Annotated in this window: 20 protein-coding genes; 16 read left to right on the forward strand and 4 right to left on the reverse strand. The window is 65.4% G+C overall.

Annotation, left to right across the window (positions count from 1 at the left end; genetic code table 11):
* The first annotated feature begins 77 nt into the window (after window positions 1-77).
* Window positions 78-1,148: a lysozyme inhibitor LprI family protein gene (locus F3J15_RS06515; protein WP_240158706.1), complete on the forward strand. Its 1,071-nt coding sequence runs from the start codon at window positions 78-80 to the stop codon at window positions 1,146-1,148.
* 37 nt (window positions 1,149-1,185) lie between these two features.
* On the opposite strand, the gene F3J15_RS06520 is transcribed toward F3J15_RS06515, so the two are convergent.
* The gene (locus tag F3J15_RS06520) at window positions 1,186-2,271 is read right to left on the reverse strand and encodes a LacI family DNA-binding transcriptional regulator (RefSeq protein WP_166888916.1); all 1,086 of its coding nucleotides are present in this window, start codon (window positions 2,269-2,271) and stop codon (window positions 1,186-1,188) included.
* 241 nt (window positions 2,272-2,512) lie between these two features.
* Here F3J15_RS06520 and rbsK point away from each other — a divergent pair, with 241 nt between their 5' ends.
* Genes rbsK through F3J15_RS06535 form a run of 3 tightly spaced genes read left to right on the forward strand, consistent with a single transcriptional unit; the run spans window position 2,513 to window position 5,808 of the window.
* Window positions 2,513-3,439 carry a ribokinase gene (gene rbsK, locus F3J15_RS06525; protein WP_166888919.1) on the forward strand — a complete coding sequence of 309 codons (927 nt, stop codon included), beginning with the start codon at window positions 2,513-2,515 and terminating at the stop codon, window positions 3,437-3,439.
* 60 nt (window positions 3,440-3,499) lie between these two features.
* Complete coding sequence (locus tag F3J15_RS06530; RefSeq protein ID WP_166888922.1) at window positions 3,500-4,819, forward strand: MFS transporter; 1,320 nt, start codon at window positions 3,500-3,502, stop codon at window positions 4,817-4,819.
* Between the two features lie 44 nt (window positions 4,820-4,863).
* Window positions 4,864-5,808 carry a dihydrodipicolinate synthase family protein gene (locus F3J15_RS06535; protein WP_166888925.1) on the forward strand — a complete coding sequence of 315 codons (945 nt, stop codon included), beginning with the start codon at window positions 4,864-4,866 and terminating at the stop codon, window positions 5,806-5,808.
* A gap of 180 nt (window positions 5,809-5,988) precedes the next feature.
* Here F3J15_RS06535 and fliD read toward each other — a convergent pair whose 3' ends face one another.
* A complete protein-coding gene (fliD, locus tag F3J15_RS06540; protein WP_166888928.1) occupies window positions 5,989-7,491 on the reverse strand; it encodes a flagellar filament capping protein FliD in 1,503 nt (500 codons plus the stop codon).
* 272 nt (window positions 7,492-7,763) lie between these two features.
* Entirely contained in the window at window positions 7,764-7,979 is a 216-nt protein-coding gene (locus F3J15_RS06545; RefSeq protein WP_166888931.1) for a hypothetical protein, read from the reverse strand.
* A 535-nt stretch (window positions 7,980-8,514) separates the two neighbouring features.
* On the opposite strand from F3J15_RS06545, the gene F3J15_RS06550 reads away from it, so the two are divergent.
* The 9 genes from F3J15_RS06550 to F3J15_RS06590 all read left to right on the forward strand — a co-directional run bounded on the left by F3J15_RS06550 (window position 8,515) and on the right by F3J15_RS06590 (window position 16,947).
* A complete protein-coding gene (locus tag F3J15_RS06550) occupies window positions 8,515-8,928 on the forward strand; it encodes a DoxX family protein (RefSeq protein ID WP_166888933.1) in 414 nt (137 codons plus the stop codon).
* A 338-nt stretch (window positions 8,929-9,266) separates the two neighbouring features.
* Window positions 9,267-10,232, forward strand: a complete 966-nt coding sequence (locus F3J15_RS06555; RefSeq protein ID WP_166888936.1) for an SDR family oxidoreductase — start codon at window positions 9,267-9,269, stop codon at window positions 10,230-10,232.
* A gap of 275 nt (window positions 10,233-10,507) precedes the next feature.
* Entirely contained in the window at window positions 10,508-10,912 is a 405-nt protein-coding gene (locus F3J15_RS06560) for an extradiol dioxygenase (RefSeq protein ID WP_069249839.1), read from the forward strand.
* Between the two features lie 189 nt (window positions 10,913-11,101).
* Window positions 11,102-11,812 (forward strand): SDR family oxidoreductase, encoded by a 711-nt coding sequence (locus F3J15_RS06565; RefSeq protein WP_166888939.1) that lies wholly within the window; start codon window positions 11,102-11,104, stop codon window positions 11,810-11,812.
* A 592-nt stretch (window positions 11,813-12,404) separates the two neighbouring features.
* The gene (locus F3J15_RS06570) at window positions 12,405-13,451 is read left to right on the forward strand and encodes a polysaccharide deacetylase family protein (RefSeq protein WP_240158704.1); all 1,047 of its coding nucleotides are present in this window, start codon (window positions 12,405-12,407) and stop codon (window positions 13,449-13,451) included.
* Window positions 13,452-13,469: 18 nt separating this feature from the next.
* Window positions 13,470-13,940 carry a LysR substrate-binding domain-containing protein gene (locus F3J15_RS06575; RefSeq protein WP_166888942.1) on the forward strand — a complete coding sequence of 157 codons (471 nt, stop codon included), beginning with the start codon at window positions 13,470-13,472 and terminating at the stop codon, window positions 13,938-13,940.
* 149 nt (window positions 13,941-14,089) lie between these two features.
* Window positions 14,090-15,271 carry an MFS transporter gene (locus tag F3J15_RS06580; protein WP_166888944.1) on the forward strand — a complete coding sequence of 394 codons (1,182 nt, stop codon included), beginning with the start codon at window positions 14,090-14,092 and terminating at the stop codon, window positions 15,269-15,271.
* Window positions 15,272-15,343: 72 nt separating this feature from the next.
* Window positions 15,344-15,901 carry an ester cyclase gene (locus F3J15_RS06585; protein ID WP_166888947.1) on the forward strand — a complete coding sequence of 186 codons (558 nt, stop codon included), beginning with the start codon at window positions 15,344-15,346 and terminating at the stop codon, window positions 15,899-15,901.
* 122 nt (window positions 15,902-16,023) lie between these two features.
* Entirely contained in the window at window positions 16,024-16,947 is a 924-nt protein-coding gene (locus tag F3J15_RS06590) for a LysR family transcriptional regulator (RefSeq protein ID WP_166888950.1), read from the forward strand.
* Window positions 16,948-17,276: 329 nt separating this feature from the next.
* Here F3J15_RS06590 and F3J15_RS06595 read toward each other — a convergent pair whose 3' ends face one another.
* Window positions 17,277-17,549 carry a hypothetical protein gene (locus tag F3J15_RS06595; RefSeq protein WP_166888954.1) on the reverse strand — a complete coding sequence of 91 codons (273 nt, stop codon included), beginning with the start codon at window positions 17,547-17,549 and terminating at the stop codon, window positions 17,277-17,279.
* 660 nt (window positions 17,550-18,209) lie between these two features.
* Between F3J15_RS06595 and F3J15_RS06600 the strand changes: the two genes are divergently transcribed.
* The 3 genes from F3J15_RS06600 (at window position 18,210) to F3J15_RS06610 (ending at window position 21,061) form a co-directional block, all read left to right on the forward strand.
* Window positions 18,210-18,782, forward strand: coding sequence for an Osa protein (locus F3J15_RS06600; RefSeq protein WP_166888957.1), 573 nt, complete (start codon window positions 18,210-18,212; stop codon window positions 18,780-18,782).
* A gap of 265 nt (window positions 18,783-19,047) precedes the next feature.
* Entirely contained in the window at window positions 19,048-20,397 is a 1,350-nt protein-coding gene (locus tag F3J15_RS06605) for a reverse transcriptase family protein (RefSeq protein WP_166889113.1), read from the forward strand.
* A gap of 334 nt (window positions 20,398-20,731) precedes the next feature.
* Window positions 20,732-21,061, forward strand: coding sequence for an H-NS histone family protein (locus F3J15_RS06610; protein WP_027792132.1), 330 nt, complete (start codon window positions 20,732-20,734; stop codon window positions 21,059-21,061).
* Window positions 21,062-21,137 lie beyond the last annotated feature (76 nt).

Raw genomic sequence — 21,137 nt, forward strand, 5'->3', positions numbered from 1 at the left:
CGGGCCGGGCGTTTTTACCTCGAATGCCGCGTGCAGGTAGCTTCTACAGGCGCGCGATCCAGCGACGAGTCAAGCCGATGACCATCCAGAACCAAAAGAATGCGCGCGGGCAAACCGCAATTTCCGCCAGTGCTGTGCGACACACGCACCTGCGATCCATCGCAGCCGCCGCGTTGCTGACACTGCTGCCGCTCGCCGCGCATGCCGCGGGCTTCGACTGCGCGAAAGCCGCTTCGCCAACCGAGAAGGCAATCTGCGCGGACGCCGCGCTGTCGAAGCTCGACGGCGACCTGGCGGTGGCGTGGAAGCAGGCACTCGGAAAAGGCGGCGATACGGCCGCGCTGAAAGCCGCGCAGCTGAAGTGGCTCAAACAGCGCGACCGGTGCGGCGGCGACGGGCAGTGCCTCGGCGATCGCTACCGCGAACGGCTCGCGAGCCTGAACGGCAAGCCGCTGGCTGCCGACCGCTGGCAGCAGACGTGGTACATGACGAGCGACAATCCGTCGTTTGGCGGCGTGCTGACGTTCACCGGCACGGCGCCGCGCCTGCATTTCGAGCTGGGCGGCAACAACGGCGCGAATACGGGCGGGCTCGATGGCGACATCGTGCTGCACGGCGACAGCGGCACCTATCGCAAGGACAAGTGCCGGCTCGATTTCGAACGGAAGGGCGGGCGCATCGGCGTCACGCAGCACGGCGCGGATGTCGATTGCGGTGCGGGCTCGGGTGTTTTCTACGGCGGCCAGTATGTGACCGCGTCGCAGTTCCAGGCCAAACCGGCGGCCGACCTGCTGAGCCTCAAGGTCGTCGACGACGCGACGCAGAACGCGACCGCGCACAAGCTGCTCGGCGCCGATTACCAGACGCTCGTCGACAACGTCAATTACAGCGCCGACGAAAAGGATCTCGACGGGCTGAACGCGCATGTGGCGTCGTACTGGGTGCGCGGCATCGCGACGACGAATGCCGCGATCGTGATGCGCCGCGGTAACGATCTGTGGATCGGGCTGCTCGTGTTCGACGCGAAGAACGATGTCAGGATGCGCTATTACACGAACGTGCCGGCGTGGAAGAAGCGCGTGCCGAAGACCATCCTGGCGTGGCACGACAATCTCGACAAGACGCTGCCGGTCGACGTGATGCAGTGACGATCAAGCCGGGCAGCCGAAGCCGCCCGGCGCGTCGTTATTTTTTACGTCCTGGCCGAACCTGCGCCGGCGCCGCAGCCGATTCACGCATGCGCAACTCCGGCAGCACCGCATGACCCGGCCCCGTTGCACCGTTCTCGAGCGCGTCGAGCAAGGCCCGCGCGGCCTGGCGCCCGATCGCGTTGGTGTCGACCCACATCGTCGTCAGCGGCGGCTGGATCTCGCGCGCAAGCGCGATGTCGTCGAACCCGGTAATCGACAATTGCGCGGGCACGTCGATGCCGAGCGCCTGCGCCTCGAGCAACGCGCCCAGTGCGAGCGCGTCGTTGCCGCAGATCACGGCCGTAGGCCGCGTGGCCGCGTCGCTGTCGGCGATCGCGCGCAGGCTCGCCCGCCCGAACGCGATCGTGGCCGCACCTTCGTGCTGATGGACGGGCCGCACCGCGAGCCCGCGCGCGGCCAGCGTGTCGTGAATGCCGCGCAGGCGGGCCTGCACGCGGTCGTTGTCGGCGGACGGCTGCATGATGATCGCGAAATCGCGATGGCCGAGATCGAGCAGATGGGTGGTGAGCCGCGCGAACGCCGCGCGGTTGTCGAAGCCGATGCAGCAGTGCGGGCTGTCGTCGCGATACGCATAAGTGACGACGTACGGCACGCGGTGCATCGCAAGCAGTTCGAACAGTTCCGGCGGATACGCTTCGCCGACGAGCGACACGGCTTCCACGCCGCGCGACAGCATCGCGCGCACCTGGTCCAGCGCCTGCGCGGGATCGTAGTTCGAGCAGCCGAGGAACAGCGTGATGCCGTGCTCGGCCATGACCGTCTGCATGCCCGCGACTTGCGATGCGAACACCTGGTCGTCGAGCGTCGGAATGATCGCGCCCGTGATGTGGGTGCGCGTGGACGCGAGTGCACGACCCGCTGCATTCGGAATCCAGTTCAGCGTGCGCGCCGCGTCGCGCACGCGTTGCTGCACGTCGGCGGACACCTTGCCGGGATCGTTGTACACGCGCGAAACGGTCGCGGTCGATACGCCGGCCAGCTTCGCGACATCGCCGAGCACTGAGCGGCCGCTGCCGCGGCGTGCGCGGGGCGCGCCGCTGCGGGACGGTGGCGTGCTCATTGGCCGGCTCCCGGCGTGGCGGCGGTGCCGGCGCGGTGCGTTGTCAAATGCGTCATTGTTTACCCTCGATTCGTGGTGGCGCCGCTTGCATTCTCGCTCGACCCTGTGAGAATGTAAGCGCTATCTTGACGCGCTTCCGTATGATGTCAGACCCATATTCTATCCATATCGTGAAATTTTCATCGACGACGGCCATTCCGGCCATTTTGTCCGCTGTAAATGTAAGCGGTTACATCTGGAAATGAGCTACGCCTATCCCCCGCGCATCGCCGTCGTCGGCAGCGTGAACATCGACCTCGTCACACGTGCGCCGCGCCTGCCGGTGCCGGGCGAGACGCTGCTCGGCACCGATTTCCAGACCGTCCATGGCGGCAAGGGGGCGAACCAGGCGGTCGCGGCTGCGCGCCTGGGCGCGTCGGTCGCGATGATCGGCTGCGTCGGCGACGACGCGTTCGGTGCGCGCCTGCACGACGCGCTGTCGGCAGAGGGCATCGACGTGACGCACCTGGACCGGATCGGCGGCACCGCGACCGGGGTGGCCACGATCACGGTCGACGAGGGCGGCGCGAACAGCATCGTCGTCGTGCCCGGCGCGAATGCGCGTCTCGATGCCGACCGGATCGACGCGGCGCGCGAAGCGATCGCCGGGGCGGCGATGCTCGTGAGCCAGCTTGAAGTGCCGGTCGCCACCGTCGCGCGTGCCATCGCCTGTGCCTCCGCACACCACACGCCGGTGCTGCTCAACCCCGCGCCCGCGCAGCCGCTGTTCGATGCGCTGCTCGCACGGGTCGACTACCTCGTCGTCAACGAAACCGAAGCCGAGTCGCTGACCGGCATCGCCGTCGGCGACGATGCGTCCGCCGTGCGCGCCGCCGATGCGCTGTGCGCGAAGGGCGTGGGCAACGTGCTGGTCACGCTCGGCGCGCGCGGCGTGTGCTGGCGCGGCGGTGCGGGCAACGGGCGCCTGCGGGCGATGTCGGTGGTCGCCGTCGATACGACCGCGGCCGGCGACACGTTCGTCGGCGGGTTCGCGGCCGCCCGCGCGGGCGGTGCGTCGATGGACGACGCGATCGGCTTCGGCCAGCGCGCGGCCGCGATCAGCGTGACGCGCTACGGCGCGCAGACCTCGATTCCGACGCACGACGAAGTGGCGCGCCTGGAATGCTGAATTCCGCATCAGACGGACAGGCCGGAACCGGCCCATATCACTGACATGGAGACAACCGCAATGAACGAAACCCCGACCGTTCCGCCCGCACCGCCGCGTATCCGGCGCGGGCAACGCATCGCGCTCGCGCTGTTGATGGTGAGCGGCATCGTCAACTACCTCGATCGCGGCACGCTGGCCGTCGCGAGTTCGGCGATCCGCGCCGATCTCGGCCTGTCGCTCGCGCAGATGGGGCTGCTGCTGTCGGCCTTCTCGTGGAGCTATGCGCTGTGCCAGTTCCCGGTCGGCGGGCTGGTCGACCGCATCGGGCCGCGCCGGCTGCTCGGGATCGGCCTGATCGTGTGGTCGATCGCGCAAGCGGCGGGCGGCATCGTATCGACCTTCGGTTGGTTCATCGTCGCGCGCATCGTGCTCGGCATCGGCGAGGCGCCGCAGTTCCCGTCGGCCGCGCGGGTGGTGAGCAACTGGTTTCCGCTGCGCGCGCGTGGCACGCCGACCGGCATCTTCAACGCCGCGTCGCCGCTCGGCACCGCGCTCGCGCCGTTGCTGCTGTCGATCCTCGTCGCATCGCTCGACTGGCGCTGGGCGTTCATCGCGACGGGCGCAGCCGGTCTCGTCGTCGCCGTCGTCTGGTTCGCGCTGTATCGCGATCCGGTGCGCGCGCAACTGACTGCCACCGAGCGCAATTACCTCGACGCCGACGCGCAAAGCGCGGTCGCGGCGCCGAAACTGACGTTCGCCGAATGGCGCGGCCTGTTCTCGCACGGCACGACCTGGGGGATGCTGATCGGCTTTTTCGGCTCCGTGTACCTGAACTGGGTGTACCTCACCTGGCTGCCGGGCTACCTGACGATGGAGCGGCACATGAGCCTGATCCGCACCGGTTTTGCCGCGTCGGTGCCATTCCTGTGCGGATTCGTCGGCTCGCTGCTGGCCGGCTGGCTGTCGGACCTCGTCACGCGCCGCAGCCGTTCGCCGGTCGTGAGCCGGCGCAATGCGGTGGTGGTCGCGATGCTCGGGATGGTCGCGTTCACGGTTCCTGCCGCGCTCGTACAGAGCAACACGGTGGCGCTTGCGTGCATTTCGGTCGTGATCTTTCTCGCCAACGCGGCGTCGGCCTGCTCGTGGGCGCTCGCGACGGCAGCCGCGCCGCCGAGCCGCATTGCGTCGCTCGGCGCGATCCAGAATTTCGGCGGTTTCATCGGCGGCGCGCTCGCGCCGATCCTGACGGGCATCATTGCGCAGAAGTGGTCGTTCGTGCCGGCGCTGCTGGCGGCCGCGGCGATCGCGTTCGCCGGTGCAATGGCCTACCTGCTGCTGGTGCGCAAGCCGATTCCCGAGCAGGCCGCGAACGCCGCGCCCGGGCCGTTGCCGGCCTGAGCACGCGGTATGCGCCACGCATTCACTGAAGCAAGGAGAAACAGATGCAACACCCGCAGCAATCGAACGTGACCATCGAGGGCATCGTCCCGGTGATGCTGACGCCGTTCGACGACACCGGCGCGATCGACTACGCCGGGCTCGAGCGGCTCATCGAATGGTATCTGGCGCACGGCGCCGATGCGTTGTTCGCGGTCGCGCAGTCGAGCGAGATGCAGTTCCTGAGCCTGGCCGAACGCGCGGAACTCGCGCGCTTCGTGGTCGAGCGGGTGGCCGGGCGCGTGCCCGTCGTCGCGTCCGGGCACATCAGCGACGATCTCGACGCGCAGGCCGAGGAGCTGTGCGCGGCGGCCGAATCGGGCGCGCAGGGCGTCGTGCTCGTGACCAATCGGCTCGATCCGCAGCGCAAGGGCAGTGCCGCGCTGCTCGACCATCTGCACCGGCTGCTCGCGCGTTTGCCGTCGGACCTGCCGCTCGGGCTGTACGAGTGTCCGGCGCCTTACCGGCGGTTGCTGTCGGATGATGAACTGCGTGCGTGCATCGATACGGGCCGCTTCGTCATGCTGAAGGACGTGAGCTGCGACCTGGAGACGGTGAAGCGGAGGGTCGCACTCGCCGAGGGCTCGCCGCTGAAGATCCTCAACGCGAACGCCGCGATTGCGTGGGACGCGATGAAGGCGGGTTCCGCCGGCTTCAACGGCGTGTTCACGAACTTCCATCCGGACCTGTACCGGTGGTTGCGCACGCAAGGGGCGTCGAATCCGGCGCTGGCCGACGAGCTGTCGACGTTCCTCGTCGTCTCGGCGGTGTCGGAGGCGCTGGGGTACCCGGCGCTCGCGAAGCTCTATCACCAGCGAATCGGCACCTTCGCGTCGATCCGTTGCCGCGTGATCGACTACGACGTGCGTGAGCGATTCTGGGCGCTCGATGCGGTGCTCGACAAGATCGTGGCTGGCACCGAGCATTTCCGGAGGCGGATCGCTGCGTAATCGTGCGTGCGCTGCCGTCCGAGGTTGACGGTGCGAGACGGGCAACCGAACCCGGCGCAGGCTCGCGCACTGCCGGGCGTGAGTGAGGTTTCCGGGCGGGACACCGTGCGCGGCGGCGCGAGCCGGTCGGCCCATTGGCCGGCCGCCGCCACCACGAGCGTCGGTCGGCCCGGACGCTCGTCACTTTCTCGCCAGCGTGCCGCTGCTGTTGGCACCGCCGAACAGCCGCGTCAGGTACTGCTGGTTCGAGTTCATCTTGGCCATCAGCGCGTTGAGTGCCGTGAACTGCGCCTGGTACTGCTTGGTCAGTTGCGCGGCGTAGTCGGCCAGATTCGTCTGTTGCTGCGTGATGCGCTTCAGGTCGGCGCCCAGCGCGTTCGTGCGCAGGTCGATCATCCCGCCCCGCTTCGTGAAGGTCGCGATCCGGTCGGTCAGTTGCTTGCCTATCCCGTTCGTCGAGTTGAACAGGTGCGCGACCCCCGACGGGTTGTTGGTCAGCGCACTGTCGAGCTTCGCGCTGTCGGCCCTCAGCGTGCCGTCCTTCTCGAGTGAGACGCCGATCGCCGTCAGGTTCGTGTGCCCGTCGCCGTTCTTGTTGGGAACGCCGCGCGCGATGATCGACGCGAGCGAGTTGCGGATCGTGAGCAGCGTCGAATCGCCGATCAGCGGGCCCTGCGCGCTCGCCCCTGGCGTATAGCTCGACAGCGCGCCCGTCGTCTTGACGACGGCGTTGTACAGGTTCACGAAATTCGTGATCGTGGCCGCCTGCGACTTCGTGTCGGGGCTGACCGTCAGCGTCTGCGTATCGGTTGCGCTGACCGCAGCCGCCGACAAGTTCAGCGTGACGCCGTTCAGCACGCCCGACACCGTGTTGCTCGCGCTGGTCGACGCGATGCCGCTGACCGTGAACTTCGCGTCCTGCGCGACGGCGCTTTGCCGCCACGCGGCCGCGCTGTTCGCCGAGTCGATCTTCGACGGGCCGCCCGTCGTGTCGGCCGTCGACGTGACGCCGAGGTTCGACAGCCCGTTGTCGTTGGCCACGTTGCCGACCGCGACGCTGATCGTGCTCGCCGAGCCCGTCTTCGACGACGCGAGCACGAGGTGCGCGCCGTCGGTGCCGTTGATGACCGTCGCGCTGATCCCCGGGTTGTTCGCTGCGGAGTTGATCGCGGCCGCGATGCCTGTCAGCGTGTTGTTCGTGCCGTTGACGTCGACTTTGAACGACTGGCTGCCGAGCGATAGCGTCAGTGTGCCGGTGCCGAGCGCCTTCTTCCCGTCGAAGCCCGACGAAACCAGCGCCTGCGCGGTCGCGATCTGCGTGACGCCGACCGTGTAGGTGCCGGCAACCGCGCCTGCACTCGGCGTCGCGGTCAGGCCCTTGCCGCTCGCGACCGCGGTGAACGTCGACTGCAGCCCGCCATTCGCCAGCGTGGCGAGGCCCGCCTCGAGCGCGCCCAGCGCGGACGACAGCGCGCCGAATGCGGAAATCTGCGTGGTGCCGGTCTGCTGCGACGCGGCGAGCGCTGCGGCCCGGCCGGCCGTCTTCGCGTTCACCAGCGTCGTGACGAGCGAGCCGACATCCATCGACGGATTGCCGGTCGAGCCGTTGATGATCGATTGCGCCGCCTGTTGCAGCAGGCTGTTCGTGTTCGCGCTGCCGTTCACAGGCATGTTCGTTGCCATGGGGGGCTCCGGTTGAAAAGCGATCCCGTGACGAGCGGCTGTCGACGGCCTGCAGCGATGCGCCTGCGGGCCGTGTCCGGAGCGACGCGTTCCGGAAGTTACGGGGGTGTCGGGAAAACGTAAGGTCGTGCGCTATCGTATATTTAAATCCGTATTAATTAGTCATTTTTTGTAATGATTGTTGGGAAAAGTGTAGATGGAAATGCGGCGGTGGAGTGGGGGTTAAATGTTTTGGATTTTTTGCCGTAAACGCATCATTTTGATTGTATTTATTAATGGCTTTTTTGCTGGAATTGAATGCTTGTAGAGGGCGTTAATGTTTGATCAGTTTTTTCGCTTGCTCGGCTAAACACCGGATCGATCGACAGTGCGCGGAAGGTGTTCTTCCCGGCGGCTATCGGGCTGAAATCCTTTCCCACGCGACGGAATCCACCGCGGACGACATCAACCCGCTTGCCCGTGAAACGTTTTCGTTTGCCAATACGCATTGCCAGTCCAGACGTCTTTTTCCGGAACAGGGGGCTTCGTCGATTGGAAAGAGAGTCGAGTTTAAAAATTAATTCACAGATGGCAGATTTTTACACATAACGTATCGTCGAATAGCGATTGCGATACTTCGATGTGGCCGGTGAGCACTGGTTGGCGCTTCAATATCGACTGGATACTGAAGCCGGATATGAATGGGCGGTTTTCATGTCCTTGAAACATAAGGGCAGATTCATTTGATCGGATTCATGGCTGCTGCGTCGCGGCCTTGTTTCGCTTGATTGTCCACTAAAACGAGACAGCGAATCTTGTTTTGACGGATTGATGATTCGCGGGGAGACAGTAGACTGCACCCGTGCTTCGCCAGAACCGATCCGGAGCGCGCCGGGAGCGGCGCCACCAGGCGGATTCTTCGGCGGCTGGCCAGCCGGCTTGCTGTCCGAGTGTGCGAGGAGTGGTTCGTTGCCGACCTGGCGCGCCGATTCGGCGCGTATTCGGCACCGGACGCATCAAACCGTCAATTCAAGGGTGATTGCCATGCGTTACGTTTCACTGGACTCGAAGAAGGACGAGCTGCTGCTGGCGGCTCGCGTGCTGTTGATGATCCTGTTCGTGCTGTTCGGCTGGCAGAAGCTGAACGGCTTCTCGGGCACGGTCGCGTACATGGCGTCGACGGGGAACCCGGCGCCCGAGCTGGCAGCCGCGATCGCGGTGGCGGTCGAGCTGGCCGGTGGCCTGCTGATCGCGATCGGCTTCTATACGCGTCCGCTTGCACTCGTGTTCGCGGCCTATACGCTCGCGACCGCGCTGATCGGCCATCGCTACTGGGCATTGCAGGGGATGGAGCAATACATGGCGATGATCAACTTCTACAAGAACGTGAGCATCATCGGCGGGCTGCTGTTGCTCGCACTGACCGGGCCGGGGCGGTATTCGCTCGACCGGAAGTAAGGCGCGGCGCGGTTTTCCGCAGAGGTGACGGCCCGGTGCGTGCAAGCGCACCGGGCTTTGCTGTTGGGCGATGTTCGTGAGGTGGCGGCGCCGCGGATTGCCCGCGCGCAGGGGCGGCCGCGTGGCGTGTCGACGTCGCCGGCAGAGCGGGCGTCATCCCGGTGGACGGGTGCGCCGTGCCGGGCGCCGGCCGCGGCGCACATGACGCACGTCCGTCGCGGGGTTGCCGATCTGCCATCACGGTGTACCGGCTGTCATACTCGGCTATGCTCCCCGCGACCCGCGCCCGAGCGTCGAACGCGACCTCGTGCACTTCCAAGTCACCCGAATGACCGCCCATGCCAAACCCGACCTCGTCGACTGACCTCCCGACCGTCCTCCTCATCGGCGCCGCCGGCCTCCTCGGCCGCGCGGTTGCCGCATCCCTGGCCCGCGAATCGTCGCTGAACCTCGTCGCAACGATCCGGAACCCGCAAGGCGCAGGCGCAAAACGCCTGGCGCTGCCTCCGGAAAACCTCGCCGAACTCGACGTCCTCGACGAGCCGGCCCTCGAACACCTCTTCGCCAGCTGCCGACCGGCCGCCGTGATCATCTGCGCGGCCGAGCGTCGCCCGGACGTCTGCGAACGCGACCCCGCCGGCGCGCGGGCGATCAACGTCACCGCCCCGGCCCGCATCGGCGCGCTCGCCGCGCGCCATGGTGCATGGACACTCGGCATCTCCACCGACTACGTCTTCGACGGCAAGGCAGCCCCGTACCGCGAGGACGCGGCACCGAACCCGCTGAACATCTACGGCCGCACGAAGCTGGAAGGCGAGGCGGCGCTGCTCGCCGCGTCGCCGCTGTCGTGCGTGTTGCGCCTGCCGCTGCTGTTCGGCCCGATCGTCGACTGGAGCGAATCGGCCGTCACGAGCCTCGTGCCGGCGATCGTCGCGTCTGCGCAGCCAGGCGCCGAAGCCGTCGGCATGGACGCATGGGCGATCCGATACCCGACGTATACGCCGGATGTCGCGGACGTCATCCGCGACCTGACGCTGCGCCATCTCGCGGGTGCGTCGATCACGGGCCTCCGTCACTGGTCGGGCGAGGAACCGATGACGAAGTACGACATCGCGCAGCGGATCGCGGCCGCGCTCGGCATCGAAGCCGCGCTCAAGCGGATCGACCAGCCGACCGACGCGACACCGCGCCCCTATGACTGCCATCTGGACGCATCGCGCGTGCGCGCCGCCGGCATCGATCACGCGACGCCGTTCGATACCGCGCTGCGCGCCGTGCTGCGCGATGCGCCGCAGGCGCTGTAGGATCGGGCGCCGCTCGCGGCCCGCGCACATGCGTCCATTGCGGGGGCCGCGCCACGAATGCCGTTCGAGACATTGCCGAAGTCGTGCACGCATGACGTCGCGGTGACGTCGTGTCTCGTGAATCCGCTTGCGTGCGACGAAACCGGGGCACCGAGCATCCCGCGGCCCCCCATCTTCCTGTCGCCATTGAAGATCATTCAATGGCGAAGCCAATTATCAAGACCGACCGACGTGCGACAGAATGTGTACCAGGCTTTACAGCATGGACACGACGCATGCATTTCGACCACGCCACCATCGTTACCGACGACATTGACGGTACACGCCGCTTTTTCGATGAGGTCGTCGGTCTCGATACCGGGCCCCGACCGCCGTTCAGGGTGGATGGCTATTGGTTGTACCTCGATAGCCGCCCGATGATTCATGTCACGCGCGCAACGCTTCCCGCGCACGAAGGCCGTAGCACGCCGCGCATCGATCACATCGCGCTTCGCGTCGACACGCACCGCGAATGGGCGACGTTGATCGATCGACTGTCCAGCAGTCGGATCGACTACTCGCTCAGCGAAGTACCGTTGTCCAACGAGCTGCAGTTGTTCGTGTCCATTGCGCCGGGGGTTTCCGTCGAATTCGTGACGACGCTCGGCGCCGACAAGCTGCACGGGATTCCGAACGGATGACCGGATCTGCCGAATCGTCTTGCGAAACGCATGGCGCTTGCCGACTTCGCCGGCGACAGGCGGCGACAGCGGCGATTCGGCGTGGGCGGCCGACAACCCTTGGCCGCAAGCGGTATTCAGAACATTTGACGCGTGCGACGGGCACGGCTTCACGCTCGGGAACACGCTTTTGATCGGAGGAAGTGAACGATGAAATTCGATGGACAAAACGTGCTGGTGGTCGGCGGAAGCTCCGGGATCGGCGAAGCGGCCGCGCGGGCCTTTGCGGCGGGCGGGGCGAGCGTGACGATCGCGTCGCGCGACGCGGCCAGGCTGGCGGCGAGCGCAGCGAGGATTGGTCACGGCGTGCGAACCGGTGTGATGGATACGACCGACGACACCAGCGTACGTGCATTTTTCGATTCGGCGGGCGAATTCGACCACGTTGTCGTGTCAGCCGCGCAGACACCCACGGGTCCGATGCGTGGTCTCGCGCTCGCCGATGCGTACGCGGCGATGGACAGCAAGTTCTGGGGAGCCTATCGCGTCGCGCGGGCCGTACGCATTCGGCAGGGCGGGTCGCTGACGTTCGTGTCGGGCTTCCTGAGCGTGCGGCCGAGCAAGACCTCGGTCCTGCAAGGCGCGATCAACGCGGCGCTTGAATCGCTGGCGCGCGGGCTTGCGCTCGAGCTTTCGCCCGTGCGGGTGAATACGGTATCCCCGGGCCTGATCGCGACGCCGCTCTGGTCGAAGCTCGATGCGCAGGCGCGGGACAGGATGTACGAAGGCGCTGCGGCGCGCTTGCCGGCCGGCCGTGTCGGTCAACCCGAGGACGTTGCGAACGCAGTGCTCTACCTCGCGTCGACTCCGTACGCGACCGGCTCGACGGTGCTGGTCGACGGTGGCGGTGCGATCGCGTAGCGGCCCGATCGGTTGAAGTTCGAATCGCGATGCGTCGGCGGTTGTCCGTACGCGCGTGCCCGGATTCCGCGCGCCGTGTGCGTCGCCGGATGATCGAGGGCGCGCTGGCGAGCATGAGCGTCTGCGCCGCTTCCGTTTGACGGCGCGGCCGCGGCGGCGGGGATCGCGACGATCAATTGTTTCGGAAACCTTACAGATTTTGCAGGGCCGATCGTGTTCGGATGGTTGAAGGATCGCCATCACGATGCGACGGCGCCGACCTTGCTGCTGGCGCTGAGCGCTTCGGCAGCGATGGCGCTCACCGTCATTTATCGAAGGGTATCGAGGCATTGAAGCGCGGTAGACCGAGCGGGTTTGCCGAATCCGGACGGAACACCGATTTTTTTGGTCTGGATTGAAAGTCTATTCATTTCAAGGCCCATTTTCGAAACGAGATTGTTTTCCGAAAATTGGTTGTACGCGCACGAATCTGCGTGACATTCAATACCCGTTCATTCGTCATCATGCATCGCATCGCATCGCATCGCATCGCATCGCATCGCATCGCGTTGCGGTGCGAGAGACGCGCTTGCGCGTCATGAGGAGATTGTCCATGGCAATTCAAATCGATCATGTGGATCGTGATCCGGCCGAGCAGGCGCCCGATCAACCGGCGCGCCGTTCCTTCCTGACCAAGGCCGGAATCGGCGCAGGCGCGTTCGCCGTCGGTGCGATGCTTCAATCCACCCAGGCCGGTGCGCAAACGGGCAGCCCTCGATCGAACCCGGTAGCCGCGCCCGTGCAGGGTGAATTCTGGCCGAACGGTGCACGGCTGGTCATTTCGATCTCGATGCAGTTCGAGGCGGGTGGACAGCCGCCGAAGGGCGCCGACAATCCGTTTCCGAAAGTCGATTTCCCGGCGAGCGTTCCCGCCGATCTTGCCGCGCAAGCGTGGTTTGCGTACGGGTATCGCGAGGGCATTCCCCGAATGCTGGATCTGTGGGATCGTCATGACGTGAAGGTGACGGCGCACATGATCGGCGAGGCGGCGAAGCGGCATCCGCAGGTGGCGCGCGAAATCGTGGCGCGCGGCCACGAAGCGTCGGGCCATGGGCCGACGTGGAACTCGCAGTATGCGATGTCGCGACCGCAGGAGCGCGAATTCCTGATCCAGGCGCGATCGATGGTCGAGGCGGTGACGGGCCAACGTCCGATCGGCTACAACGCGAACTGGCTGCGACGCGGGCCGAACACGCTGTCGCTGCTGCAGGAGCTGGGCTACGTCTATCACATCGATGATACGAGCCGCGACGAGCCGTTCATCGAGCAGGTCAACGGCAAGGATTTCGTCGTGATTCCGTATACGCTGCGCAATAACGACATCCTGCTGGTGGAGGGCCGGAATTACTCGCCGGACAAGTTCCTCGAACAGATCAAGTTCGATTTTGATCAGTTGTACGAGGAAGCGGGTACGCGTCGGCGCATGATGTCGATCAGTGCGCATGACCGTATCAGCGGCACGCCGCAGATGACGCGCGCATGGGATGCGTTCCTGCGTTATGCGAAGAGCCATCCGGGCGTTGCGTTCATGCGCAAGGACGACATTGCGCGGTTTGTACTGCAAAGCGCGATTACGGTACGCGAAAGCGAGACGATCTAGCGGGCTGCCCGAGCGCCTTTGCACCGGCGCGATCGTGCGAAGGCGCTCGACGACGCTTCGCTTGTCGCCCGTCGCATCGGCGAAGAGGCGCTGATCCTGTGCGCGCATCCGGATTACCTGGCGGCCAATCCGACGATTCGTGCGGTTGACCATTTGCGGAACCATCGCCTCATTGCGTTTCGGATGCCGACCACGGGCCGCGATCGGCCACTCGAGTTCGTCGAACACGGGCGAACGGTCGCGCTGACCATCGAGGCCCGCTTCCACATCAACCACGGTGAAGCGCTCGCCGAAGCTGCCGCGCTTGGTGCGGGCCTTGCACAGTTCCCCGAGTTTCTCGCCAAAGCCCGCCTGCGCCGCGGCACGCTCGTGGAAGTGTTGCCGACCTGTCGCCCCGAGCCGCTACCCGTCAATCTCGTGATGCCGGGCTCGCGCACGAGGCTCGAGCGCATACGTGCGCTGATCGACGCATTGACCAGCGAAGAATGATTGGGGCGATCAGGCACGTGCCGCTCTTCTTCTGATTTTCTTGCCTGGATTGAAAATCATTCAAGACGGAGGCCAATTATCAATCGGCACGGTGGCAAGCAGAATGGCTGCACATCCACTGCGGCTTCGCCGCCTTCCCGGAGATAGCCATGCCACTTCCCATTCTCGCGCTGGCCCTGAGCGCTTTTGCGATCGGTACCACGGAATTCGTCATCATGGGCATCCTGCCCGATGTCGCGCAGTCGCTGTCCGTTTCCATCCCGTCGGCGGGGCTGCTCGTGAGCGGCTATGCGCTAGGCGTCGCCGTGGGTGCGCCGCTGCTCGCCGTTCTCACGAGCCGTATGCCGCGCAAGTGGGCGCTTTTGCTGCTGATGGGGATCTTCATCGTCGGCAATATTCTGTGCGCGGTCGCGCCGGGTTACACGAGCCTCATGATCGCCCGCGTCGTCACGTCGTTCGCGCATGGTTCGTTCTTCGGCATCGGGTCGGTCGTCGCTGCATCGCTCGTGCCGCAGGACAAGCGTGCGAGTGCCGTCGCGTTGATGTTTACCGGTCTCGCGCTCGCCAACGTGCTCGGCGTGCCGCTCGGCACCTTCATCGGCCAGATGCTCGGCTGGCGTGCTGCATTCTGGTCCGTCGCCGGCGCGGGCGTGCTTGCTGCGCTGGCCCTCGTGGCGCTCGTGCCGAACACGCACGAAGCGCAATCCGCGAGCCTTGCGCACGAAGTCGGCGTGCTCAAGCACCCGCAGGTGTGGCTCGCGCTGCTGATGACTGTGCTCGGCTTCGGCGGCATGTTCGTGGTGTTCACCTATATCACCCCGGTGCTCGAGCAGGCGAGCGGATTCGCGCCGAGCGGCGTGACGAAGATTCTCGTGCTGTTCGGCATCGGTCTGGCCATCGGCAACGCGCTCGGCGGCAAGCTTGCGGATCGCGGTGTGATGCGGACGCTGACGGGCGTGTTCGTCGTGCTCGTCGCGATCATGGTGATGTTCAGTCGCACCATGCATCACCCCGTGGCATCGGTCCTGACGATCTTCGTCTGGGGCGTCGCGGCATTTGCGACGGTTCCGGGCCTGCAGATGCGCGTGCTGAGCAAGGCCGCGAGCGCACCGAACCTCGCATCGACGCTCAACATCGGCGCGTTCAACGTGGGTAATGCGATGGGTGCGTGGCTCGGCGGCATGGCGCTTTCGCACGGGCACGCACTCGACACGCTGCCGCTCGTGGCCGCCGCCGTGACGTTGCTGGCCATCGCGGTGACCGCTTTCGCGTCCCGGCTTGATCGACGCGAGACCGCACAAGCGAATCACCCCGCCCGTTTCCCAGCCTGAATCACCCAAGTCGCACCTCTGCCGGATTCAATCCGTTCATCGAGCATCGAGCACACACTCAAGGAGCCTGCCATGAAAACCCGCACCGTCCTTTCCGCCGTTTCCCGCATCGCGCTGGCCGCCGCCACCGCCGCTGCCGCGTTGCCTGCCGCCGCCGCGACCGGCGACGATCTCGTACAGCCGAAAACGCTGATCGTCGACAAGAGCCTCTCGAAGCAGCAGGCCGAGCAACAGATCCGCGCGGCACGCCTTTACGATACCTTCTGGAGCACGGGCGACGAGGCCCAGGCCCGCGAGGCGCTGGCGGCCGATTTCACGGACCGCACGTTGCCCGCCGGCCGGCTGCAGGGCATCGCCGGGCCGCTGGCTGCATCGAAGGGCTTCCATCGTGCCGTGCCGGACGTCCACGCCGAAGTCGAACAGATGATCGTCGCCGGCGACCGCGTCGTCACCCATCTGCATTTCACCGGTCATTTCACCGGCACCTTCAACGGCGTGCAGGGGAAGGGGCAGGTGGTCGACTTCATCGCCACGGACATTTATCGCATTCATGACGGCAAGATCACCGACAACTGGCATCTCGAAGACAACCTGACGTTCCTGCAACAGCTCGGCGTGGTCGCCAAGTAAGCGGGCCGGGGCCGATCCTGCCGGTCGGCCTTTCCTTCGTCCGTCCGCATCGCGTTACCATGCCCGGGTCCCCACGGGGCATCATGCGGCACAACCCAACATTCCTTTCGCGTGACGCGACCATGGACAATCTCGGTGACATTCGCCTTTTCGTCGAAGCAGCTGGCCAAGGCAGTCTTTCGGCGGCCGGCAGAAAGCTCGGACTGTCCCCCGCAGCGGCGAGCGCCCGGCTCGTCAAGCTCGAGGGAGAACTCCACACGCAGCTGTTCGAGCGTTCGACCCGCAAGCTGCGCCTCACGGATGAAGGCCGTATGTATCTCGTCCACTGCCAGCATGCGCTGCAAACGCTGGAAGATGCGCGCGCGGCGTTGCAGGCCGGACGTGCATCGGTGAGCGGGGCGTTGCGCGTATCGGCCACCTCCGATTTCGGGCGCACCGTGCTGCGTCGATGGCTCGACGAATTCAACGAACGCCATCCGAACGTCACGCTGACGCTCGTGCTCTCGGATTCGCTGTCGCACTTGCTGCAGGACGATATCGATCTCGCAATCCGGTTCGGCCTGCCGGCGGACAGCTCGATGGTCGCCAAGCGCATGGCCGACAATCGCCGCGCGCTATGCGCGTCGCCCGACTACATCGCCGAGCACGGCATGCCGAGCCATCCCGACGATTTGCGTGAGCACCGATGCATCGTCCTTTCCTCGGCGGCCGGCGCGGCGAACAACTGGCGTTTCGCGCGCGACGGGGAGACCGCGTTGTTCACCGCGCCGCTCGACAGTTCACGTCAGACCAATGATGGTTCGCTTGCCCGCGAATGGGCGATCGAGGGGCGCGGGGTGGCGATGAAGTCGATCTGGGACATCGGCGCCGATCTTCAGGCCGGGCGGCTCAAGCTGCTCCTGCAGGAGTGGCGCTGCCCGGACGTGCCGGTGAACGCGCTTTTTCAACGAACGCTTTATATGGCGCCACGCGTGCGCACCTTGCTCGACTTCCTCGAGCAGCGGTTCTCCGAAGCTTCCGACGCACTGGCGCCGTTTCTGCGGTAGTTTCCGTGATCGCAGGCTTTCTGCGTTCGTCGGGACGGCGCGTGAAGACATTCGATTCGGCGCTGTCGCTTCTCGATTCCGCTCACGTTCGCGACATCGCGTTCTTGATTGCGGATGTCCGCATGCCGGTGATGTCCGGCATCGAGTTGCATGGCGAACTACTGGCTGGCGGTGCTCCGCCAGTCATCTTTCACGGCCGACGCGGCCCGCGGGCATGCCGGTGTCATGACGCGCAGCGCCGACACCACAGCCCGCGGTGGCGCTGGATTCGGAACGTCAACCCAGCGCCGGGCTCCACGCATTGATAATCGTCGAGCGTTTAAGGTCGATTAACGAATGGCAAAGCGGGTTGCCGGCGAGCCATTCGAACAATTGTTTCCATAGATAAACAGATTCCTGTTCTCTGAATAGGCCTGGTAAATAATCGAATAAACTTCCTTGGCACTGAACGAGTAGACGCCGTCGTTAATGGTTACCAGCAGGTTGCCGGTGGTGTCGGTTTCGATCTTGTCGATCTTGCCGGCTTTGCAAAGCGCCTGTGCGGACGCGCACGTGGAGGCGAGCATCAGTGCTGAAAACAGCACGGTTGCAATCTTCTTCATGACTTTCCTTTGGTATCGAATGAATTAATGCGATCTGACGACGTCGGTCACGCCCGGGAAGACGTGACTGTCTTTCCGGATTGCTGATTCACAAGTGTCTGGAAATCAACGGTGGCCTGATAAGGGGAAACTCTGCGACCAAGCATGAATGAAGTGATTCATGCTGCGCCTCCGTATCTCGTTGATCTTTGAATCACGGTGTTGCGGCGCACAACACAGACTATTTATTTGATTTTGAGGGCGCCAATCGTATTAATTTATCGTTAATCGCATTCGATAATTTTTGTTTGAATTTGATTTTCTTGAATTCTGCTGGCTGTTGTTTTTGTTTTTTGATTATTTCGATATTTAAATGATCGGCGATGAATATTGATTCGATGGTTGATGGTGTGGCGGGCGAAGCGCATGGGCGTTCATGAGGGTTCGAGTGTTCGGGCGCGTGGTTCGTCCAGTGCGCGAACTGCGCAGCGCACGTCCGTCGATGCTGCAGTCGGCGCCGGTCGGGTTGATTCGTGCCGACCCGGAAAGACGCTACACTGCGCCAGTTCCCGAACAGACCGGGAGCGTCAGGACACCGGGCCCACGGATTGCAAACACGTGAGGATGTAATCGCCCACCCTCTGACGCATTCGAACAAATTACGAGAGAAAGAGAGGGCCCATGCTGACACGTCTTCGTATCGGACTCGATCGCGCACGCGACCTGCGCGAAGCGGGACGTCCGTCTCCCATCCAGCCGCGGCCGCTGCCGAGCGAACTGGTCGACCTGAGCGCCCAGCGCGCGATGTGGCGCGTTGCCGTTCCGGGCCAGGCCGACTGCTACATGGCGGCAACGCCCGCCGAGACGGAGCGCTTCGTCGTGCATCTCGACGCTCAGAAGTTCTACGGCCTGTGGCTCGGCACGAGCCCGGCGTTTCCGCAACTGAATTCGCAGGACTGCGTGCCGCGCCGCGTCATGCCGCTCGACAGCAAATACGCGTCGGCCGCCGCCGCGTTCCGGGCCGGCCGCCTCGCACCGGTGGAACTGCCGCCGGTCGGCTACTGGCTCGAGGGAAGCGGGTACGAAGTCGCGATGAGCAACGGCATGACGCGCACTTTCTGGCTGCTCGCCAACCGTGTGCGATCGTTTCCGGTCAGCGTCGACAACGCGACCTGGGCCACGATGCTGAACAACATGGCCGGCGTCGGCGTCGCGCCGATCGCTTACCGCGAGCTGTTTTCCCGGCACGCGTAGGTTGCGCGTCGCGATCCGGCGCGCCGCGGCGGCGCCGGATCGCCACCCGGTTTGACACGCCGCGTTCGCGGCCATTAAAGTCGCATCGCGGGCCGGTGGGTCAAGCACATGCCCGGAACAGGCAGCCGATGTTCCAGGACTACGGGGCTACCCCGTGGATGAAATTGACACCCCGATGCGTCGCAAGGGGCCGGGTTGCGCGTTGCGTAACGCCTCCCCTCGCAGCACCAGTCACGTTGGCTCATCGTCCCGCCTATCTTTCTCCATGCATTCATCCCTGCGCGATACCACCCGCACGATTGCCGAGGCGATGCTCGCCGGGTCGCCCGAGCGCGGCGGCGTCATCGCGCGTATGGCTGCCGTGCTCGGCGATGCGCAGCCGTGGGCGCACGAATGTGCGGACGCCGCGCTCGCCCGCTTCGGCGCGAACTGGGACGACGTCGACATCGACGTGCTGGCGGCGGTTCTGGCCGATGCGGCCGCGTTCGTGCGCGCCTGGTATCGCGATGATCGGCCGACCGTGATCCGCGTCGTGCGGCGGCCCCCGGTCCAGCGGCCGTTGCCGGAGCCGCTCGCCGGCTGCGACGTGCCGCAATGGGCGACACCCGGCGATCTTGCCGACTGGCTCGACGTGAGCCCGCCGGCGCTCGACTGGCTGTCCGACCACTGGCGCGTCGACGCGCGCGGCAGCGCCACGCCGCTGCATCACTACACGTACGTGGCGCACGACAAGCGCAGCGGCGGCAGCCGCCTCGTCGAAATCCCGAAAGGCCGGCTGCGCGAAGCGCAGCGCCGCATCCTGCACGGGCTGCTCGATCGCATCGCGCCGCACGGTGCGGTACACGGTTTTCGCAAGGGGCACGGAATCGTGTCGTTCGCGGCACCCCATGCGGATCGCGATGTCGTCGTCCGTTTCGATCTGGCGGATTTCTTCGTATCGATACGCGCTGCACGCGTGCACGCGCTGTTCGTCACGCTCGGGTATCCGGCCGAAGTCGCGCGTACGCTCACCGGGCTGTGCACCAACCGCGTGCCGTCCGCACGGCTGCTCGCGCCGGACCTGCGCGACCGGTTCGACTGGATCGGCCGCCAGCGTTATCGCGAACGGCATCTGCCGCAGGGCGCCCCGACGTCGCCGGCGCTGGCGAACCTGAGCGCGTTCCGGTTCGACATGCGGCTCGCCGCGCTCGCGCGTTCGCTCGGTGCAACCTACACGCGCTATGCCGACGATCTCGCCTTTTCCGGCGGCGGCACGCTGGCGCGCGACGTCGAACGGCTGCAGGTCCGGGTCGCCGCGATCGCGCTCGAGGAAGGCTTTGCGCTGCAACTGCGCAAGACGCGCGTGATGCGGCGCGGCACGCGGCAGCAACTGGCCGGCGTGGTCGTCAATCGTCATCCGAACCTGGCGCGCGATGCGTTCGATCGCCTGAAGGCCATCCTGACCAACTGCATCCGGAGCGGCCCGGCGTCGCAGAATCGCGATGCGCATCCGGATTTCCGCGCGCATCTCGCCGGGCGCGTCGCGCATGCGGCCGCGCTGAACGCGGCGCGCGGCGCGAAGCTGCGCGCGCTGTTCGACCGGATCGCGTGGGACACCTGCGACGTCGGCCAGTAATCGGGCGTATCCGCATCGACGCCGGCCGGCGCCTTCTGCGCCTTCTGCAAAAACGGCGCACAGCACTGCTATCATTCGCGCCATGCCGCGCCCGCCAGGTGCGGCGCTTACTTGCCGCAGCCGTTCGCCGTGCCTTCGTCCATGGCGGGCTGCGCGTTGCCGGCCCGGTCCTGGCTGTCATTGATTGACGCGCGACGTCGTTTAGTGCGTATCGCGCAAGCCACGCCGGCTCAGGCAACCGATTCACCCATTTGACAGCCCCCATCGGCGGAACTTCGTGGTAGGTTCCGCCATCGGAGCTTTTTGCGAAAACATGCCCAAAGAGGATGAATACATGACCCAGGCCCTGCAGGAACTCGAAGCACAACTTCGGGACCTGAATATCAAGCTGTCGGATGCGAAGCAGAAGGAGAAGCAGGCCGCGCTCGCGGCATTCAAGGAACAGGTCGAGCTTTTGGGAATTTCGCAGCAGGAAGTGCTGAGCGCGCTTGGCTACATCGTCCAGCGAAAACGCAAGGCGCCTGCCAAGTACTACGATCCGACGACCGGCCGCTCATGGTCGGGCCGCGGCCCGCGCCCGAAATGGCTCGAAGGCAAGGATCTCGATACGCTCGCCGTCGACCGCGAGGCCAAGACCTGGTGGCCCGGAGACGATCAAGGCTGAAGCCGGCCGGGCCGCCAGGCCACCCGGCGCCGTCCGGTTCGCGCGAGCGGGCCGGACGGCAACACTCCGCCAGCAT

Source organism: Burkholderia sp. Ap-955 (assembly GCF_011753045.1).
Taxonomy (GTDB): domain Bacteria; phylum Pseudomonadota; class Gammaproteobacteria; order Burkholderiales; family Burkholderiaceae; genus Burkholderia; species Burkholderia lata_D.

Excerpts from the sequence above, each read along its gene's own strand:
- F3J15_RS06550 (WP_166888933.1), top strand. The coding sequence starts at position 8,515 with ATGCGTTACGTTTCACTGGACTCGAAGAAGGACGAGCTGCTGCTGGCG.
- F3J15_RS06555 (WP_166888936.1), top strand. The coding sequence starts at position 9,267 with ATGCCAAACCCGACCTCGTCGACTGACCTCCCGACCGTCCTCCTCATC.
- rbsK (WP_166888919.1), top strand. The coding sequence starts at position 2,513 with ATGAGCTACGCCTATCCCCCGCGCATCGCCGTCGTCGGCAGCGTGAAC.
- F3J15_RS06610 (WP_027792132.1), top strand. The coding sequence starts at position 20,732 with ATGACCCAGGCCCTGCAGGAACTCGAAGCACAACTTCGGGACCTGAAT.
- F3J15_RS06545 (WP_166888931.1), bottom strand. The coding sequence starts at position 7,979 with ATGCGTATTGGCAAACGAAAACGTTTCACGGGCAAGCGGGTTGATGTC.
- F3J15_RS06595 (WP_166888954.1), bottom strand. The coding sequence starts at position 17,549 with ATGAAGAAGATTGCAACCGTGCTGTTTTCAGCACTGATGCTCGCCTCC.
- F3J15_RS06560 (WP_069249839.1), top strand. The coding sequence starts at position 10,508 with ATGCATTTCGACCACGCCACCATCGTTACCGACGACATTGACGGTACA.
- F3J15_RS06580 (WP_166888944.1), top strand. The coding sequence starts at position 14,090 with ATGCCACTTCCCATTCTCGCGCTGGCCCTGAGCGCTTTTGCGATCGGT.
- F3J15_RS06590 (WP_166888950.1), top strand. The coding sequence starts at position 16,024 with ATGGACAATCTCGGTGACATTCGCCTTTTCGTCGAAGCAGCTGGCCAA.
- F3J15_RS06605 (WP_166889113.1), top strand. The coding sequence starts at position 19,048 with ATGCATTCATCCCTGCGCGATACCACCCGCACGATTGCCGAGGCGATG.
- F3J15_RS06570 (WP_240158704.1), top strand. The coding sequence starts at position 12,405 with ATGGCAATTCAAATCGATCATGTGGATCGTGATCCGGCCGAGCAGGCG.
- F3J15_RS06530 (WP_166888922.1), top strand. The coding sequence starts at position 3,500 with ATGAACGAAACCCCGACCGTTCCGCCCGCACCGCCGCGTATCCGGCGC.
- F3J15_RS06535 (WP_166888925.1), top strand. The coding sequence starts at position 4,864 with ATGCAACACCCGCAGCAATCGAACGTGACCATCGAGGGCATCGTCCCG.
- fliD (WP_166888928.1), bottom strand. The coding sequence starts at position 7,491 with ATGGCAACGAACATGCCTGTGAACGGCAGCGCGAACACGAACAGCCTG.
- F3J15_RS06515 (WP_240158706.1), top strand. The coding sequence starts at position 78 with ATGACCATCCAGAACCAAAAGAATGCGCGCGGGCAAACCGCAATTTCC.
- F3J15_RS06585 (WP_166888947.1), top strand. The coding sequence starts at position 15,344 with ATGAAAACCCGCACCGTCCTTTCCGCCGTTTCCCGCATCGCGCTGGCC.
- F3J15_RS06520 (WP_166888916.1), bottom strand. The coding sequence starts at position 2,271 with ATGAGCACGCCACCGTCCCGCAGCGGCGCGCCCCGCGCACGCCGCGGC.
- F3J15_RS06565 (WP_166888939.1), top strand. The coding sequence starts at position 11,102 with ATGAAATTCGATGGACAAAACGTGCTGGTGGTCGGCGGAAGCTCCGGG.
- F3J15_RS06600 (WP_166888957.1), top strand. The coding sequence starts at position 18,210 with ATGCTGACACGTCTTCGTATCGGACTCGATCGCGCACGCGACCTGCGC.